The sequence below is a fragment of the Massilia yuzhufengensis genome (assembly GCF_900112225.1).
GTDB lineage: Bacteria > Pseudomonadota > Gammaproteobacteria > Burkholderiales > Burkholderiaceae_D > Telluria > Telluria yuzhufengensis.
Window position 1 is genome coordinate 50,324 of sequence record NZ_FOLD01000030.1, and the last position, 17,660, is coordinate 67,983.

The window sequence follows — 17,660 nt, forward strand, 5'->3', positions numbered from 1 at the left end:
CGGATGTGTTGTCCCGTCCCCTCAGGCTCTTTTCGCGGCGTATTTTTTGTAGAGTTAGCATGTCATTCCTGACCCAGATTTTCGGCAGCCGTAACCAGCGTCTGCTCAAGCAATACCACAAGACCGTGCGTCAGATCAACGCGCTCGAGCCGCAGATGGAAAAGCTGTCTGACGCCGAGCTCCAGGCGAAGACGCCTGAATTCAAGGACCGCCTGGGCAAGGGCGAGACGCTCGACGACATCCTGCCGGAAGCCTTCGCCGTCTGCCGCGAAGCCGCCAAGCGCGTCATGAAGATGCGCCACTTCGACGTGCAGCTGATCGGCGGCATGGTCCTGCACCAGGGTAAGATTGCCGAAATGGGCACGGGTGAGGGCAAGACCCTGATGGCAACCCTGCCGGTCTACCTGAACGGCCTGGCCGGCAAGGGCGTGCACGTCATTACCGTCAACGATTACCTGGCGCAGCGCGATGCCGAGTCGATGGGCCGCCTGTACGGCTGGCTCGGCCTGTCCACCGGCGTGAACCTGTCGCAGCTCGACCACGACAGCAAGCAGACCGCCTACGCCTCGGACATCACCTACGGCACCAACAACGAATTCGGTTTCGACTACCTGCGCGACAACATGGTCTACGACGCCCGCGAACGCGTGCAGCGCAGCCTGAATTTCGCCGTGGTCGATGAAGTCGACTCGATCCTGATCGACGAAGCGCGTACCCCTTTGATCATTTCCGGCCAGGCCGAGAGCCACACCGACCTGTACCAGCGCCTGAACGAGCTGCCGCCGCTGCTCACCCTGCAGGTGGGCGAGGAAACCCCGGACGGCAAGGGCCAGATCGAAGTTCCGGGCGACTACCTGAAGGACGAGAAAGCGCACACCGTGCTGCTGACGGAAAGCGGCCACGAAAACGCCGAGCGCATCCTGACCCAGTGGGGCCTGCTGCCGGAAGGCGCGTCGCTGTACGACGCCGCCAATATCACCCTGGTCCACCACCTGTATGCGGCGCTGCGCGCCCACGTCCTGTACCACAAGGACCAGCACTACGTGGTGCAGAACAATGAAGTGGTGATCGTCGACGAATTCACCGGCCGCCTCATGACCGGCCGCCGCTGGTCCGACGGCCTGCACCAGGCGGTGGAAGCCAAGGAAGGCGTGCGCATCCAGAACGAGAACCAGACCCTGGCCTCGATCACCTTCCAGAACTACTTCCGCATGTACTCGAAGCTGTCCGGCATGACCGGCACGGCCGATACCGAAGCCTACGAATTCCAGGAGATCTACGGCCTCGAGACCGTGGTCGTCCCGCCGAACAAGCCGTCGCAGCGCAAGGACCGCCAGGACCAGGTCTACAAGTCGTCCGAAGAGAAGTACAACGCGATGCTGACCGACATCCGCGACTGCTACGAGCGCGGCCAGCCGGTGCTGGTGGGGACGACCTCGATCGAGAACTCGGAACTCCTGTCCGGCATCCTGACCAAGGCCGGGCTGCCGCACAACGTCCTGAACGCCAAGCAGCACGCCAGGGAGGCGGAAATCATCGCCCAGGCCGGCCGTCCGAAGATGATCACCATCGCCACCAACATGGCCGGCCGTGGTACCGACATCGTCCTGGGCGGCATGGTCGAGAAGCAGATCCAGCTGATCGAAGCGAATGCCGCGCTGAGCGACGCCGACAAGGCGTCCCAGTCGCAGACCCTGCGCGACGAATGGCAGTCGCTGCACGACCACGTGGTCAATGCCGGCGGCCTGCACATCATCGGTACCGAGCGCCACGAATCGCGCCGGGTCGACAACCAGTTGCGCGGCCGTTCGGGCCGCCAGGGTGACCCGGGTTCCTCGCGCTTCTACCTGTGCCTGGACGATCCGCTGCTGCGCATCTTCGCGGGCGACCGCGTGCGTTCGATCATGGAACGCCTGAAGATGCCGGAAGGCGAGCCGATCGAGGCGGGCATCGTGACCCGCTCGATCGAGACCGCCCAGCGCAAGGTCGAGGCCCGCAACTTCGACATCCGCAAGCAGCTGCTGGAATACGACGACGTCGCCAACGACCAGCGCAAGGTGATCTACACCCAGCGTAACGAGCTGCTCGAATCGGTCGAGATGACCGACCTGATCGTCTCGCTGCGCGCCGGCGTGTTCACCGACCTGGTGCGCACCCACGTGCCGGCCGAATCGGTCGAAGAGCAGTGGGATGTGCCATCGCTGGAATCGGTGCTGGCGGCCGAATGGAACCTGCCGGTGCCGCTGCAGCAGATCCTGAAGGACGAGCCGAACCTGAACGACGACGACATCCTCGAGCGCGTGCTCAAGGCGGCCGAAACGTCGTACGACACCAAGGTCGGCGTGGTCGGCAAGGAGTCCTTCGGCGGCTTCGAGCGCAACGTCATGCTGCAAAGCGTGGACACCCACTGGCGCGAACACCTCGCGGCGCTGGACCACCTGCGCCAGGGCATCCACCTGCGCGGCTATGCGCAGAAGAACCCGAAGCAGGAATACAAGCGCGAAGCCTTCGAGCTGTTCAGCAGCATGCTGGACCAGATCAAGAACGAAGTGATCCGCACCATCATGACGGTCCGCATCCAGAGCCGCGAAGAAGTCGACGCGGCCGAAGCGGCGATGGCGGCCCAGGCGGCGCAGCTGGAAAACATCAACTACCAGCACGCCGACTTCAACCCGTCGGCGGCGCCGGAAGAGCTGCTCAACCCGAACCCGGTGGGTCGTGGCGGAGAAGAAGCGGTATCGGCCGAAGACCACAGCACCTACATGGGCGTGAAGGTCGGGCGCAACGATCCTTGCCCTTGCGGTAGCGGGAAGAAGTTCAAGCAGTGTCACGGGAAGCTGGCGTGATTGCTGTGATGGGGTAAAAAAGGAAACGGCCGGGGTGATGACCTGGCCGTTTTTTTGTTCGTGATGGGCGACGAAATTGGGTCCCGGCCTGCGCCGGGACGACGTTGGTTCGGTGTGTTTGAATGGTCGGCAGCGCGACCCCTGCCACTTACCTCAAGACCGTCGTTCCGGCGAAGGCCGGAACCCAAGTTTGCCCGCTTAAAGATAGCGCCGATTAAACCGCGAACCCAAGCGCGTCAACACCTCATACCCAATCGTCCCCGCCAGCGCCGCGACATCATCGATGGGATGCGAAACCCCCATCAGCTCCACCTCACACCCCGGCGCCACCCGCTCCGGCGCAATCCCCGTCACATCCAGCCCCATGCTGTCCATCGACACCCGCCCGACCACCGGCACCTTGACCCCATCGACGAAGGCATAGCCCCGCCCCGACAGCGAGCGCAGCCACCCATCCGCATACCCCACCGCCACGGTCGCGATCCTGCGCTCCCCGGCGACCACGTGGTGCGCCCCATAGCCGACGACATCGCCGTCGCGCACGGTCCGCACCTGCACGATGCGCGCATGCAGCGACACCGCCTGGCGCAGGGGATTGGGTGCGCCCGGCTGCGGGTTGATCCCGTACAGCGCGGCGCCCGGGCGCAGCAGGTCGTAGTGGTAAGCAGGCGCAAGAAAAATGCCCGACGAATTGGCCAGGCTGGCCGGCACGCCGGGGAACAGCGCGCGCAGGCTGTCGAAACGGCCGCGCTGCGCGTCGTTCATCGGGTGATGCGGTTCGTCGGCGCAGGCGAGATGGCTCATGACGAGCCTTGGCCGCACGCCCGCAAGCCAGTCGCGGCCTGCGGACAGCGCCGCCAGGTCGGCGGGCGAAATCCCCATGCGCGACATGCCGGAATCGAGCTGGATCGCCGCCGGCAGCTCCCGGCCAAGTGTAGCGGCGAGCGCGCGCCATTCCTGCAATTGCGCGGGATCGTTCAGGACAGGAACCACCCCATGCTGGAAGCAGTCGTGCGCGGTGCCAGGCGGTGGGCCATGCAATACGTAGATCGTGCAATCTGCGGGGAGCAGGGGACGCAGGCGGATGCCTTCATCCAGGTGGGCCGTGAAGAACACGCGGCAGCCTTCGCTTGCTAATGCCGGCGCCACCTGCGCCATCCCGAGCCCGTAGGCATCGGCCTTCATGACGGCGGCGCAGGTGGCCGCGGACATGCCGGCCAGCTGCCGGTAGTTGGCCCGCACCGCGCCCAGGTCGACCGTCAGCACCGCCCCGGCGCGGGACGGCTCTACCGAAACCACCATGCAGCGCTTACGCCTTGACCAGTTCCGGCGCGGCGCCGCGCTGCTCTGCGCCGGCGTAGCGGAACACCGCCAGGTCGTCGGCGCGGATGGCCGGTTTCTTGCCGCTCACCAGGTCGGCGATGACGCTGGCCGAGCCGCAGGCCATGGTCCAGCCCAGGGTGCCGTGGCCGGTGTTGAGGAAGAGGTTGCGCAGCGGGGTGGCGCCGACCACCGGGGTGCTGTCCGGCGTCATCGGGCGCAGGCCGGTCCAGAAGCTGGCGCGGCTGGTGTCGCCGGCGCCCGGGAACAGGTCGTTGACGACCATTTCCAGGGTCTCGCGGCGCGCCGGGTTCAGGTACTTGCTGTAGCCGGCGATTTCGGCCATGCCGCCCACGCGGATGCGGTCTTCGAAGCGGGTCACCGCGATCTTGTAGGTCTCGTCCAGGATGGTCGACATCGGCGCGCGGCTGGCGTCGGTGATCGGCACGGTGATCGAGTAGCCCTTGAGCGGGTAGACCGGCAGGTCGAAGAAGTTTTTCAGCAGCAGGCGCGAATAGCTGCCCAGCGCCAGCACGTAGCGGTCGGCGGTGACGACGCCTTGGCCGGTGCGCACGCCGGTGATCTGGTCGCCGCTGGTGAGTAGCTCGTCGATCTCGGTGTCGAACTCGAAGCGCACGCCCAGGTCGCGCGCCATCGCGGTCAGGCGGGTGGTGAACAGCTGGCAGTCGCCGGTTTCATCGTTCGGCAGGCGCAGGCCGCCTACCAGGCTTGCGTGCTGGCCCAGCGCCGGCTCGGCCTGGCCCAGTTCGCGGCCCTGCAGCAGTTCGTATTCGACGCCGGCCTGCTTCAGGATCTCGATGTCCTTGGCCGCGCTTTCGAGCTGCTGGCGGGTGCGGAACAGCTGCACGGTGCCCAGGGTGCGGCCTTCGTAGGCGATGCCGGTCTCGGCGCGCAGCTCGCGGATGCAATCGCGGCTGTACTCGGCCAGGCGCACCATGCGCTCCTTGTTGACCGCATAGCGGTCGGCGGTGCAGTTGCGGACCATCTGCCACATCCATTCGAGCTGGAACAGCGTGCCGTCCGGGCGGATCGCCAGCGGCGCGTGGCGCTGGAACAGCCATTTCGCGGCCTTCAGGGGGATGCCCGGCGCGGCCCACGGCGACGCGTAGCCGGGCGAGATCTGGCCCGCGTTGGCGAAGCTCGTCTCCAGGGCGGGGCCGGGTTGACGGTCGATGACGGTGACGTCGTGGCCAGCCTTGGCCAGGTAATAAGCCGTGGTCACGCCGACCACGCCGCTGCCCAGTACGAGAACGCGCATAGAGTTCCTGAAGTCCGTAAAGAATCGGGTTTTAGAAAAGATTGCCATACTACCGCGCATGGTGGAATAATTGATCCTGTTATTACACAGGTTTTCAGTGAAAAATCATGCGCGTCCAAAAGAACTCGAACCGTGTGCTCGACAAGATCGACCTCCACATCCTGTCGATCCTGCAGGTCGACGCGCGCATGGTGATGAAAGACCTGGCCGAGCAGGTGGGCCTGTCGCTCACGCCCTGCATCGAACGGGTCAAGCGCATGGAGCGCGACGGCGTGATCACCGGCTACCACGCGCGCGTCAATCCGCAGGCGATGGGCCTGCAGATCCTGGTGTTCGTGGAAATCACCCTGCACCAGAAGTCCGAAAAAGCGTTTGACCGCTTCCGCCGCGCGATGCTGGCCATTCCGGAGGTCATGGAGTGCCACCTGGTGTCGGGCGACTTCGACTACCTGATCAAGGCCCGCATCCCCGAAATGTCCGAATACCGCCGCCTGCTCGGCGAAATCCTGCACGTGGCCGACGCCGGCCAATCGAAGAGCTACGTGGTGATGGAAGAACTGAAGGAAACGCTGGCGCTGTCGATCCCGCGCTGAACGACAACTTCGGGGTCAGGTCTGACATTTGGACACGAGCTCATCTGTCCGTGCGCCCGGCCCCGACCTGTCGGTGATGCCTGCAGGCGCGCCATGGCGCGGCGCAGGAAGGCGATGACATCGTCGCCGATGCCCGTGCCGAGGCGCAGCATCGGTTCGGTGCTGGAGGCGCGGCGGAACTGTTCGACCACCTCCGGCGCGTCGCCGACCATGCCCGTGAACAGCGCGAACCATTGGCGCGCCAGTGCCAGCGCTTCGTCCGATCGTGCAGCCGGATCCGCCGCCATGCAGGCGCGCACCTTTACCGCCAGCTCGATCCAGTGGTCCGCATGCGCCTTCTCGTGGGAGCGCATGCGCGCCACCGTTTCGGGTGGCAAGTAGCGTGCGTAGATGTCGAAGCGCAGTTCGGCAATCACAGTGCGCATATAGTCCAGCAGCACAGGCGACAGACCGAACTCCTTCTGCGCCCGCGGGTCCTGCGAGGTCATCGCCGTTAGCTGCAGGACGAAGGCCGGGTTCCCGCCGCTGTCGCGCTCCAGCCGTTCCAACCAGCGCACGGCGAAGGTCTTTGCTTGCGGCGCGTCGGGCACCACGCCGCTCGTTATCAGGGACTGAGCGTGTGCGACCAGGTGCTGCCATTCGGCCTGCGCTGCGGGATCCTGATAGAGCGGCAGGCGGGCCAGCTCCTCTTTTGAAAAGTATTGCTCGTACATAGTCATCTGCTCCAAAGTGGTTAGCCAGATGGACAGCTCAGGATGCTCGCCGTTTGCCAGTTGCGTGCGCAGGCGCAGCAGTTGCTCGCGCATGCGCGCCGCTTCCGCGATCTGCCGGTCGAGGCGCGCGAGCTGGCGCTCGACGATGGCCATCGGCGAGGCTGCCGGGCTGTCCAGGTAAGCCCCGATGTCGGCCAGCGCCATGCCGAGCGTGCGCAGGGCCTGGATCTGCTGCAGGCGCGCCACGTCGTCGCGGTGGTAGAGGCGATAGCCGGCATCGGAACGCGCAGAAGGACAGAGAAGGCCGATGCTGTCGTAATGGTGCAGCGTGCGGACCGTCAGTCCGGCGCGTGCCGCGAGTTATGCCAATTTCAACATTTCCTGTCTCCCTGTTCTTCATGCATGCAAACACTGTGGTGCCTCACCTAGCGTGAGGGTCAAGCGACTACGTGGCTGCCGCGAAAAAAAAGAAGCGATAAGCCCACCTGCCATCATCGCTGGCAGTCAAATCGCAAATCGGGGTCAGGTCTGACATTTGGACACGAGCCCATCCGTTCACCTCCCCTTGTGCTGGTGGCGGGCAGCTTATGCTTTACCAATTTGGAAACCTAGTGCTGAGGCCGTGTCCAAATGTCAGACCTGACCCCGAAGTTTGGTTGTGCTGGCAGTACAATAGCGAATTCACCATTTTTCCCACATGAGATCGCCATGGCCGTCAATTCCCCCCTGCCAGTCGCCGCTGAGCTGAAACCCGTCAACGGTATCGAGATCGGCTTTGCCGAAGCCGGTATCAAGAAGCCCAACCGCAAGGACCTGCTGGTGATGAAGCTGGCCGAAGGCGCGACCGTGGCAGGGGTGTTTACCCTGAACCGCTTCTGCGCCGCGCCGGTGCAGGTGAGCAAGGCCAACCTGGCGGCCGTGACGAGCGGCGGCAAGCCTATCCGGGCGCTGGTGGTTAATACCGGCAACGCCAACGCGGGTACCGGCGAGCCGGGTCTGGCCAATGCGCAGGCGACCTGCGCCGAGGTGGCCAAGCTGCTTGGCCTGGACGCCCAGCAGGTGCTGCCGTTCTCCACCGGCGTGATCCTGGAGCCGCTGCCGCTGCCGAAGATCGTCGCGGGCCTGCCGGCCGCAATCAGCAACCTGAAGGCGGACAACTGGTTCAACGCCGCCGAGGCGATCATGACCACCGACACCCAGCCCAAGGCCGCGTCGCGCACCGTGCATATCGGCGAGCATAGCGTGACCATGACCGGCATCAGCAAGGGCGCCGGCATGATCAAGCCGAACATGGCAACCATGCTGGGCTACCTGGCGATCGACGCCAAAGTGGCGCAGCCGGTGCTGGACCAACTGGTGAAGTATGCGGCCGACCACTCGTTCAACAGCATCACGATCGACGGCGACACCTCGACCAACGATTCCTTCATCATCGTCGCCACCGGCGCCGGTTCGCTGGTGGTCGATAGCGCCAGCGGCTTCGAATTCGAGGCGCTGAAGGATGCCGTCACCGACATCTCGCGCAACCTGGCGCAGCAGATCATCCGCGATGGCGAAGGCGCGACCAAGTTCATGACCATCACGGTGGAGCAGGGCGCCAGCGTCGAGGAGTGCCGCAAGATCGCCTACTCGATCGCCCACTCGCCGCTGGTCAAGACCGCTTTCTTCGCCTCCGACCCGAACCTGGGCCGCATCCTGGCCGCTGTGGGTTACGCCGGCGTGGACGACCTCGATGTGACGAAGCTCGACCTCTACCTGGACGACGTGTGGGTGGCCAAGAGCGGCGGGCGCAACCCGGACTACAAGGAAGAAGACGGCCAGCGCATCATGAAGCAGGCGGAGATCACGGTGCGCGTGACGCTTGGCCGCGGCGAGGCCGCTGCCACGGTCTGGACCTGCGACCTGTCGCACGACTACGTGTCGATCAACGCCGACTACCGCTCCTGAATCGATGACGCCGCTGGAACAGTTCCTGCACCGCGCCGAAGCCCTGCTGGCGCGGGTGGAGGCGGTGCTGCCGCCCGCCCTGCCGCGCGAGCCTGACTGGAAGCGCAGCTTCGCCTTCCGCTGGCGCAAGCGGGCCAGCGGCGGCGTGAAGTACCTGGCGCCGGTGCTGCACGCCTCCACCATCCGGCTCGACGACTTGCACCACGTCGAGGCCCAGAAGCGCCAGATCGAGCAGAACACGCGCCAGTTCGTGCTGCGCCGCCCGGCCAACAACGTGCTGCTCACCGGCGCGCGCGGCACCGGCAAGTCGTCCCTGATCAAGGCCTGCCTGAATGGCTTCGCCGACCAGGGCCTGCGCCTGATCGAAGTCGACAAGGCCGACCTGGCCGACCTGCCCGACATCGTCGACCTGGTCGCGGGCCGGCCGGAGCGCTTCGTGGTCTTCTGCGACGATCTGTCGTTCGAAGAGGGCGAGGCGGGCTACAAGGCGCTGAAAGTCGCGCTGGACGGCAGCATCTCGGCCCAGTCCGACAATGTGCTGATTTACGCGACCTCGAACCGGCGCCACCTGATGCCGGAAAAAATGTCGGACAACGCCGGCTACCGCCATGGCGACGATGGCGACCTGCACCCGGGCGAGACGGTGGAAGAGAAAATCTCGCTGTCGGAGCGCTTCGGCCTGTGGCTGTCGTTCTACCCGTTCAAGCAGGACGACTACCTCGGCATCGTCGCGCACTGGCTGGCCAGCTTCGGGTGCACGCCGGAGCAGGTTGCATCGGCGCGGCTGGAAGCGCTGCAATGGGCCCTGCAGCGCGGCTCGCGCTCGGGGCGGGTGGCGTGGCAGTTCGCCAAGGACTATGCCGGCAGGCTGCCGGATGGCGACGCCCAATGAGCGACGCTGCGATGGCAAAACCGGTCGACGTCGCCGTCGGCATCCTGATGCGCGCGAACGGCGACGTGCTGCTGGGCCAGCGGCCCGAGGGCAAGCCGTATGCGGGCTACTGGGAATTCCCGGGCGGGAAAGTGGAGCAGGGTGAGGACATCTTCCACGCGCTGCAGCGCGAGTTCGTCGAGGAGCTGGGCGTGCGGGTGCTCAGCGGCGAGGCCTGGTGCTGCGTCGAGCACGTGTACGAGCACGCGCATGTGCGCCTGTACTTCTACATCTGCCGCGAGTGGGAAGGGGAGCCGCAAAGCCTGGAAGGGCAGGCGTTTGCGTGGCAGGGGGCATACAGCGTGGCGCCCTTGTTGCCGGCGACGATACCGTTGCTGGAGTGGTTGGATCGGGTGCGATTTGCACCCTCGCAAGCGGCGAATTTCGCGGGATGATTTAGTACCCCTAGCGCGTCGTTCCGGCGAAGGCCGGAATCTAATTTGACGTTCGTGGCGACTCAGCGAACTTGGGTTCCGGCCTGCGCCGGAACGACGGTTTTACAGCTGGTGGCTACGAGTGCCGATCGTCTATGCAAAGGCATGGTACCGGTGGGCGCACGCCCTCACTCCTCCGCCAACTTATCATCCTGCACATCCGCCGCCGTCGCCCCGGGAATCGTGTACTTCTCTTCCGCCCACGCCCCCAGGTCGATCTGCTTGCACCGCTCGGAGCAGAACGGCCGGAATTTGTTCGCCGGGGTCCATTCGACCTTCTTGCCACAGGTCGGGCACGCAACAACAGTCATCACTACACCAATCAGAATTAGAAATTACAAAGAGTCAGGTCGAACGGCACGTCTTCTTCCAGCGCCTTCGGCTTGCAGTCGCCGTCCTGCGTGGTAAAGCGCACCCACAGCATGTATTTATTGGCCGAGATTTCCGGAATCGCGCCCAGGGTTTCGTCGATCGACAGGCGCAGCATCTGGTACACCTTGCCTTGCAGCATTTGCTGGTAGCTGCCGCCGGTGGCGGTCATCTTCACCGGTCCGCCGGAGTCGCGCAACAGGCGCAGCACCAGGGCCAGCGCCTCGAACAGCGGGGCGAGCGGGGCGAACCAGTTCATGATGTCGCCATGGCGCTGCGTGGCGGGGCGCTTTTGCCAGGCGTGGTAGGAGGGCAGGTCGAATTCGCAGGCGCCGCCGGGGATGATGGTGCGGCCGCGGATGCTCATCAGCCATTCGTTGTCGCGTACGTTCTGGCCGGTCTTGCCCTGGGCGCCGACCAGGGCGCTGCTGACGCTGTCCAGCTCGGCCAGCACGGCGTCCAGCGCCTCGGGCGCGACGTTCGGGTTGCTGCGGTAGCCCAGCAGGCTTTGCTTCTGGCGCTCCAGTTCCTGCAGCAGGTCGGATTTCAGGTCGGCGCGGCCGGCCACTTCCAGCATGTCAAAGATCGTGGCCAGCGCCACGTGGTGCTGCATCGGGTGTTCCTGCTGTACAAAAAACTTGAACTTCTCGTACAAATCTTCCAGCCGCAACAACGTGCGAATCCGCTCGTTGAAAGGATATTCGTAGACGATCAAAATGACATCCCTCTGAATGTAGGCTGGCGAGCAACCCCGTGATTCTGAACCATGCTGCGCAAAATTACAAATACCACATTGACTTAGTTCAATTTACTTTCACTTTAGCCTGCTCTGGGATAAATACATGGCGTGCAGAAGGGCCACCTGGGGGCGCAAAGCGTCCAGTCCGTCGTCATTCACGATGATGTCGTCGGCCGCGGCCCGGCGCTGTTCGCGCGTGACCTGGGTCGCCATGATGGCGCGCACCTGGCTTTCCGGCATGCTGTTGCGGGCCATCACGCGTGCCACCTGCAGCGCTTCCGGGCAATCGATCGCCAGCACCCGCGTGACGCGCTCGCGCCAGTTGCCGGATTCGATCAGCAGCGGCACGACGAAGATCACGTAGTCGCCGCTGGCAATCGCCGCCGCGGCGGCGGTGGCGGCGCGGATGCGCGGGTGCAGGATGGCTTCCAGGCGGGCGCGGGCGCTGGCGTCGGAAAACGCCAGCGCGCGCATCTTGGCGCGGTCGAGCGCGCCGTCCGGGGTAGCAAAATCGTCGCCGAACTCGGCCAGCAGCGCCGGCATCGCGGCGCCGTGCGGGGCGGTGAGGGCGTGGGCGATCTGGTCGGTGTCGATCACGGACGCGCCCAGCGCGGCGAACATGTCGGCCACGGTGCTCTTGCCGCAGCCGATGCCGCCGGTCAGGCCCACCGAGAACGCCGGCTGGCGCTGCGCGTCCATGTCAGCCGTAGATCAAGGTCTGCAGCCAGGCGCTGATGCGCACCCCGTACAGCAGGGCGATCAGGCCGGCGGCGGCCAGGTAGGGGCCGAAGGGGATCGGCTTGTCGCGGCCGCGCTTGGCGAACACGATCAGGCTGATGCCCACCAGCGCGCCCACCACCGAGGACAGCAGGATGATGGTCGGCAGCATGGCCCAGCCGAGCCAGGCGCCGAGCGCCGCCAGCAGCTTGAAGTCGCCATAGCCCATGCCTTCCTTGCCGGTGGCCAGCTTGAACAGCCAGTACACCGCCCACAGCGCCAGGTAGCCGGCGGCCGCGCCGATCACGGCGTCCTGCAGCGGCACGAAAGTACCGTGCAGGTTCACCAGCAGGCCCGCCCACAGCAGCGGATAGGTCAGGTCGTCCGGCAGCAGCTGGGTGTCGACGTCGATGAAGGTCATCGCCACCAGCAGGAACAGGAACAGCAGCGTGGCCAGGCCGGCCATGCCGCTGCCGAAGGTCCACACCAGCACCCCGGCCAGCACGCCGGTGAGCAGTTCCACCGCCGGGTAGCGCGGCGAGATCGGCGCCTTGCACTTGCGGCACTTGCCGCGCAGCGCCAGCCAGCTGACGACCGGAATATTTTCCAGCGCCGTGATCTGGTGGCCGCAGTGCGGACAGGCCGAGCGTGGCACCATCAGGTTGTAGCGGTCGGTATGGGGCGGCTCCTTGCCGCTTTCCTGCGCCACGTAATTGTCGGACTCGCGCTGCATCATCTTCGGGATGCGGTGGATCACCACGTTCAGGAAGCTGCCCACGAGCAGCCCGAACAGCGCCGCCACGAGGGTGGCGGACAGGGTGGCCGGCGGGGCGAACAGGAAGGATTCCAGGGGCATGGCGAGAAGGTCCGGTTAACAAGTCAAAAAGATTCTTTAGATCAACCTATTGTAGAGCTTTCCCTGCGATTTGGCGAAGCCTGTGCAAGGCGCCCGCGCAGTTCGGTAAGGGGGCCGGCCTTGCGCCCGATTGTGGCGGATCATGGGTGCATCGTGGCGCGCGGCTACGCTGGGCTGGTTCACCCATGATTTCTGCCCCCACTGCCAGGTGCCTGCGATGCCACGCGCGACATTCACTTTCCTGAACCATGCCAGCTTCATGGTGCGTACCGACGCCGCGCTGCTGGTGTCCGATCCCTGGCTGGGCGGCGAGGTGCAGGCCGGCGCCTGGGGCCTGATCGATGGCACCGACCGCAGCGCCAGCGTGCTCGAGACGCTCAACGCGGCCGGGGTGCCCATCTATATATGGTGTTCGCGCGCCCAGCCTGACCACCTCTCCCTGCCTTTCCTGCGGCGCCTGCGCGCCGAACTGCGCGGCATCGCCACCTTCCTGTACCGGCCGGGGCGCGACCGGCGCATCGTCGACGAGCTGCGGCGCCTGCGGCTGCCGGTGGCGCAATGCCGCGACGGCGTGCCGGTCGGGCTGTCCGGCGACCTGCGCCTTACTGCGCTGGCCAACGGCGACGGCGATACCGCCTGCCTCATCAGCTGCGGCGGGCGCAACATCCTGAACCTGGGCGACCGGGCGCTGGCGAGCGCGGCGGCCTGCCAGTCGGCCGCGGCGCGCGTCGGGCAGCTGGCGCCGCGCGTCGATCTGCTGCTCACGGGCTTCGGCAGCATGGGCTGGTGTGGCAACCCGGAACAGTACGCGCTGCGCGAGGCGGCGGCGAAAGCGGCGGTCGAGCGCCTGGCGCTGCAGGTCGAGCGTTTCCGCCCCAAGCTGGTGGTGCCCATCGCCTCGTTCGCGCGTTTCGCCCGGGCCGACAACCTGTGGCTCAATGGCGGCCGTATCGCGCCGGCCGAGCTGCTGGAGCACACGCGCCTGGAACAGGTGCGCAGCGTCATTCGCTTCCTTGCGCCCGGCGCCAGCGTCGACCTGCAGCGCGACACCCCGGCCACGCTGGCTCCAGCGCACGTGCGCGCGCTGGAGCATTGGAGCGAGCGCTGGCGCAACCGCCCGCCACCGCTGCCGCGCCCGCCGCAAGCCTCGCTGGGTGAACTGAAGGCGGCCTTTTCCCGCTACCGCGAACGGCTCGCGGCTGGCATGCACGTGCTGCCCTGGCTGCTCGAAACGGTGGGCCCGCTCAAGCCCCTGCTCATTCACCTGCCCGACCTGCGCCAGACCGTCGAGCTGTCCTACCGCCATGGCTTCCGGCTGCGCGCGCGCGAAACGGCGGCCCATGTCGCCATGTTTTCCGGCACCGCGCTGCAGCTGCTGCGCATGGAAGACGGCTTCGATACCGTGTACGCGGGCGGCTGCTTCTGGACCCTTCGCCGCAGCGGCCTGTCGACCTTCGGGCGCTTCTTCCTGCCGCAGCGCATGGGACGGCGCGGCGCCGACCGGCGCCGGCCGCTGGCCATGGGCGGCTACCTGTGGCGCGCGCTGGTAGGGAAAGTGGGGCGGCAGCTGCAGGCGGCGCTGCGCTGAGCGCCGCCTGCTTGCCATGTCGCCCCAGCCAAGGGCGGCCGGCGGTTCGCTGCGGGTATTCGTCGGCGATCAGGCCAGCACGGCCGTGGTAAACGCATCTTCGGCGCTCTCCTCGCCGAACCAGGCGCGCGCGGCGCGCCGCACCAGGGTGGTCTCGCGGCCATCGAGGAAACCGTCGGCCTGGATGATGTCGACCATGGCGCGCCAAAGGCGGATCTGGAGCAGCGGATCGCGGATTTCCATCAGCAAGTGATCCATCAGGGCCGGGTCGATCTCGACCATGCCGGCGCGGCGGTTGGCCGCTTCGTCGAGCAGGTCCTCGCACAACTCGCGCAGGGTGCGGTCGAAGGTGTCGTCATGGACCTCGACCTGCTGCAGGGAGCTGGCGTGGTGCATCGCGTGGACCTCGGACGGGCTGACATGGCCGTCGACGATCATGGTCAGGGCCAGGATGCGACTGATGGCTTCGGGACTGTTGGCGGAGTAAGTGTGCATGGTGAGCTGGTCTGAAAGTGAATGTGAATCCACTATAGGGGCGCGCAAAACTAAAGTAAATTCGATTAATCCTTCGTAAAACGTAAGTTTTTTCGATATTTACGTGATCAATTGCAAGGGCGTGCACTACTTTCTCGCCGTCGTCACCCATAGCCAGCTGCACAGTTGGTTCGAATCGAGCAAGCTGCGCCCGAGCAAAGCGGGCGAATTCGACGACGGCGCACTGCGCAAGTTCTTCGCCTGCGCCGGCTTCATGGTGGCGGCGACCGTGCTGGCCGACATCGTGCTGCCGTACACTAAGCGACCGAGACCGGTCAGATATAGGCTAAACCAAGTGAACATAGATAAGCTCGCGCAAGACTTAAGGAAACGAGGTGTCGCGTCGAACTACTACCGCGTTGGACCATGGGGCCAAGGATTTTCCGACATTCGTTCGCGCTTGAGGAAAACAACGGGATGTTCCAAGTAATGCACCTAGAGCGTGGACACGCCTCCCCGTTTGGTCTCATTCGCGAGTGAACATGAGGCATGCACATACCTTCTCGATGAGCTAACAAACACCGATGCTTATTTGGTACGCTCCAAGACGCCAAGCTAGTCTACGTTAAAGCTCCATACCTCCGCATCGGGTCGGTTCGGTCTTTCGTGACAGTCTGCGACTTTTTGGCCCTGGCGGCCTGCTATGCTGACCTCAATGGCCGCCTTCGGCCATAAGCGGACGAAACAACCGAGAAGGCAGTTAGATACGCTACCTGATTATCGATGGAATGTTATCTGGAACCGGTGTTCGTGACGCTATCAGCGGCGGGTATGTGGAACTTGCCGAGTTGGGACTTTCGCCATATGTCGTAGAGGCGATCACTTGCTGGTTAGCCCGTTACGAGACAGCACACTACCGGCAGTTTGACAATCCACGAGAGGTCGAATCCCTTGATGATATCGGGCTAGAGTTATGCAACCGTCTCGCCCAGGAACTTCAGGGAAATAAGATCGGGTACTTTTCCGCTGCTCGGATGGAAAAGCTGAAGTCTGCTTAGGTTCGGATGCAGTCCTTCGTGACAGTCTGCGATTTTTCGCCCTCGGCGACCTGCTATGCTGAGCTCAAAGGCCGGGTTCGGCCAAAAGCGGTCTTTCCTTCGAGCAGTTGTGAAGCGGTATGGCGGTTTGTCATCTTTAAGTTCTACAGAGGGGCAGTAACCGCCATTTTTGCAGCCCGTTTGTTCTGAACTTCCACCTCTCGCAAATTTTACGGGAAACCTGTGTCTATGAATGTAGCCGAGAAATTTCGCCTATTCACAAAACAACACAACTCGCACTGGCATATCCGCTACGGTGAGGTCGAACCCTTCTTCCGCGACGGCTATGCTTGTGTGGCCCATGGACAGTACCTTGCAGCATGTTTGTGCTTAATAACAGGAATCGAGATGAGCTTACGCCTTCCCCTCCTGCACAATCTAAAGCTGGACATTCGTGACGCATGGAAGTCAAAAGAGATCGGCGTACCTCTATTGTCGAACAAACTTTTGCGAGAAGCGAAAGCAATCGGTTTGCCGGTTGAAGTTTTAAGATTTGACCGTGACCCGGAAGATTCAGAGTTCCTGTTGAATCTTCAGTCGGATGACCGTCTTAAGCAAGCGCATATAGTTCGACTGCGGAACAATATCTGCCACGGCAACCTCAATATCTTTACGAAAGAGGAGGACGGGGAAGGCAAAATCTACCGTAGCGACATCGAAAAAGAAGCTAAAGAGCTGGAGGAAGTTGCGATTACTTGGGGTGAAGGCTACGGCAGATGGCACAGTGGCTTGGAAGCTGAAACGGACGGTCCCGAAAATGCTCCGGCTAAAGTTGGTTGATAAGGAAACGATTCGATATGATGAATTTGGGCTGGCTATGGACTGCACTTAACACTAATCTTACTATCGCTTTCGTTGGCGGCCTTACTGGAGCAATCGGCGGCGCACTAGGCGCACAATACATCGCTGAACGAATGAAACGACGCGAAGAACGAGTCCGTGAAATTCGAAGTACTAATGCTGCGATCATGACGTGCTTCTCAATATGCAATACTGCGCTCATCATAAAACATCAGCACGTTGAACCTATGCGGAGTGAATTTGAGAAGCAAAAAGAAGATCTTGAAATGCTTAAGGTAAGGCAAGCGGAAGGAAAAATTGTGCCCGACCAAGTTCATCAAGTAACCGCCGATTTTCGTCAATTTTCTGCGCCTATTGTTCCAATAGACACATTGAAAACTCTCGTCTTTGAAAGAATATCGGTTTATGGGCGTCCGCTTGCGCTCGTTTCTGTATTAGAGCAATCGCTTACTGGGTTAACGCAAGCGATAGGACATCGAGGGAAATTAATTCAGCGTTTCCAATCTAGTGCAATTCCAAAGGAAAGATTCGCGCACCATTATTTCGGGCTACGACAGGCAAGTGGGGAGACCGATCAAGAGTATTCGGACACGGTTAGCGTAATCGCTTCCTACACCGATGACGTAGCGTTTTTCAGCGCGCTCTTGTGCCAAGATCTCGTTAAACATGGAGAGGAGGTTAGAGCGCTCGTTGCGAAACTAGCCGACGAGAGTGTGCCTAGAGTTAGCAAGGCTGATTTCTCTGGGCCGAAGGCTAAAGGATTGCTTCCATCAGACAAAAACTATGCTGACTGGCTGTCGGGATTCCAAGAAGGGGAAGGCAAAGCGGACTGAGGCGATGGCCACTGCAAAGGTCCGCTTCGGGTCGAATCCGGTCCTTCGTGAAAGTCCGCGATTTTCGGCCCTGGCAACCTGCTATGCTTAGCTCAACGACCGGTTTCGGCCAGCCGTTTGAAT

At 63.4% G+C, this 17,660-nt stretch carries 16 protein-coding genes and 1 pseudogene; 9 read left to right on the forward strand and 8 right to left on the reverse strand.

Going from position 1 to position 17,660, the window contains the following annotated elements:
* Positions 1 to 59 precede the first annotated feature (59 nt).
* Positions 60 to 2,846, forward strand: a complete 2,787-nt coding sequence (secA, locus tag BM031_RS20325; protein WP_091876381.1) for a preprotein translocase subunit SecA — start codon at positions 60 to 62, stop codon at positions 2,844 to 2,846.
* Between the two features lie 198 nt (positions 2,847 to 3,044).
* Here secA and alr read toward each other — a convergent pair whose 3' ends face one another.
* Both alr and BM031_RS20335 read right to left on the reverse strand, forming a co-directional pair.
* The gene (gene alr / locus BM031_RS20330) at positions 3,045 to 4,148 is read right to left on the reverse strand and encodes an alanine racemase (protein ID WP_091876382.1); all 1,104 of its coding nucleotides are present in this window, start codon (positions 4,146 to 4,148) and stop codon (positions 3,045 to 3,047) included.
* A gap of 7 nt (positions 4,149 to 4,155) precedes the next feature.
* Positions 4,156 to 5,445, reverse strand: a complete 1,290-nt coding sequence (locus tag BM031_RS20335) for a D-amino acid dehydrogenase (protein ID WP_091876383.1) — start codon at positions 5,443 to 5,445, stop codon at positions 4,156 to 4,158.
* A 107-nt stretch (positions 5,446 to 5,552) separates the two neighbouring features.
* On the opposite strand from BM031_RS20335, the gene BM031_RS20340 reads away from it, so the two are divergent.
* On the forward strand, positions 5,553 to 6,038 hold the full coding sequence (locus BM031_RS20340; RefSeq protein WP_091876384.1) for an Lrp/AsnC ligand binding domain-containing protein: 486 nt from the start codon (positions 5,553 to 5,555) through the stop codon (positions 6,036 to 6,038).
* Here the strand turns inward: BM031_RS20340 and BM031_RS20345 are convergent.
* A pseudogene (locus tag BM031_RS20345) lies at positions 5,984 to 7,099 on the reverse strand (MerR family transcriptional regulator); the annotation flags it as partial. The gene BM031_RS20340 and the pseudogene BM031_RS20345 sit on opposite strands and share 55 nt — an antisense overlap.
* A 360-nt stretch (positions 7,100 to 7,459) precedes the next feature.
* Here BM031_RS20345 and argJ point away from each other — a divergent pair.
* Genes argJ through BM031_RS20360 form a run of 3 tightly spaced genes read left to right on the forward strand, consistent with a single transcriptional unit; the run spans position 7,460 to position 10,024 of the window.
* The gene (gene argJ / locus BM031_RS20350) at positions 7,460 to 8,698 is read left to right on the forward strand and encodes a bifunctional glutamate N-acetyltransferase/amino-acid acetyltransferase ArgJ (RefSeq protein WP_091876386.1); all 1,239 of its coding nucleotides are present in this window, start codon (positions 7,460 to 7,462) and stop codon (positions 8,696 to 8,698) included.
* Positions 8,699 to 8,702: 4 nt separating this feature from the next.
* Positions 8,703 to 9,590 (forward strand): ATP-binding protein, encoded by an 888-nt coding sequence (locus BM031_RS20355; protein ID WP_091876387.1) that lies wholly within the window; start codon positions 8,703 to 8,705, stop codon positions 9,588 to 9,590.
* The gene (locus BM031_RS20360; protein ID WP_091876388.1) at positions 9,587 to 10,024 is read left to right on the forward strand and encodes an NUDIX domain-containing protein; all 438 of its coding nucleotides are present in this window, start codon (positions 9,587 to 9,589) and stop codon (positions 10,022 to 10,024) included. The genes BM031_RS20355 and BM031_RS20360 overlap by 4 nt, the downstream gene beginning before the upstream one ends.
* 167 nt (positions 10,025 to 10,191) lie before the next feature.
* Here the strand turns inward: BM031_RS20360 and yacG are convergent, their stop codons facing one another.
* The 4 genes from yacG to BM031_RS20380 all read right to left on the reverse strand — a co-directional run bounded on the left by yacG (position 10,192) and on the right by BM031_RS20380 (position 12,744).
* Complete coding sequence (gene yacG, locus BM031_RS20365; RefSeq protein ID WP_177207838.1) at positions 10,192 to 10,374, reverse strand: DNA gyrase inhibitor YacG; 183 nt, start codon at positions 10,372 to 10,374, stop codon at positions 10,192 to 10,194.
* A 17-nt stretch (positions 10,375 to 10,391) separates the two neighbouring features.
* A complete protein-coding gene (gene zapD, locus BM031_RS20370; protein WP_091876390.1) occupies positions 10,392 to 11,147 on the reverse strand; it encodes a cell division protein ZapD in 756 nt (251 codons plus the stop codon).
* Between the two features lie 99 nt (positions 11,148 to 11,246).
* The gene (coaE, locus tag BM031_RS20375; RefSeq protein WP_091876391.1) at positions 11,247 to 11,870 is read right to left on the reverse strand and encodes a dephospho-CoA kinase; all 624 of its coding nucleotides are present in this window, start codon (positions 11,868 to 11,870) and stop codon (positions 11,247 to 11,249) included.
* A 1-nt stretch (position 11,871) separates the two neighbouring features.
* The gene (locus tag BM031_RS20380) at positions 11,872 to 12,744 is read right to left on the reverse strand and encodes a prepilin peptidase (RefSeq protein ID WP_091876392.1); all 873 of its coding nucleotides are present in this window, start codon (positions 12,742 to 12,744) and stop codon (positions 11,872 to 11,874) included.
* A gap of 217 nt (positions 12,745 to 12,961) precedes the next feature.
* On the opposite strand from BM031_RS20380, the gene BM031_RS20385 reads away from it, so the two are divergent.
* A complete protein-coding gene (locus BM031_RS20385; RefSeq protein WP_091876393.1) occupies positions 12,962 to 14,332 on the forward strand; it encodes a hypothetical protein in 1,371 nt (456 codons plus the stop codon).
* A gap of 69 nt (positions 14,333 to 14,401) precedes the next feature.
* Here BM031_RS20385 and BM031_RS20390 read toward each other — a convergent pair whose 3' ends face one another.
* The gene (locus BM031_RS20390) at positions 14,402 to 14,827 is read right to left on the reverse strand and encodes a tellurite resistance TerB family protein (RefSeq protein WP_091876394.1); all 426 of its coding nucleotides are present in this window, start codon (positions 14,825 to 14,827) and stop codon (positions 14,402 to 14,404) included.
* A gap of 103 nt (positions 14,828 to 14,930) precedes the next feature.
* Between BM031_RS20390 and BM031_RS25645 the strand changes: the two genes are divergently transcribed.
* From BM031_RS25645 to BM031_RS25255, 3 genes are all read left to right on the forward strand, one after another.
* Entirely contained in the window at positions 14,931 to 15,296 is a 366-nt protein-coding gene (locus tag BM031_RS25645; RefSeq protein ID WP_177207839.1) for a type 2 periplasmic-binding domain-containing protein, read from the forward strand.
* A gap of 796 nt (positions 15,297 to 16,092) precedes the next feature.
* The gene (locus tag BM031_RS25250) at positions 16,093 to 16,683 is read left to right on the forward strand and encodes a hypothetical protein (protein ID WP_143084658.1); all 591 of its coding nucleotides are present in this window, start codon (positions 16,093 to 16,095) and stop codon (positions 16,681 to 16,683) included.
* A gap of 17 nt (positions 16,684 to 16,700) precedes the next feature.
* Positions 16,701 to 17,537: a hypothetical protein gene (locus BM031_RS25255; protein ID WP_143084659.1), complete on the forward strand. Its 837-nt coding sequence runs from the start codon at positions 16,701 to 16,703 to the stop codon at positions 17,535 to 17,537.
* Positions 17,538 to 17,660 lie beyond the last annotated feature (123 nt).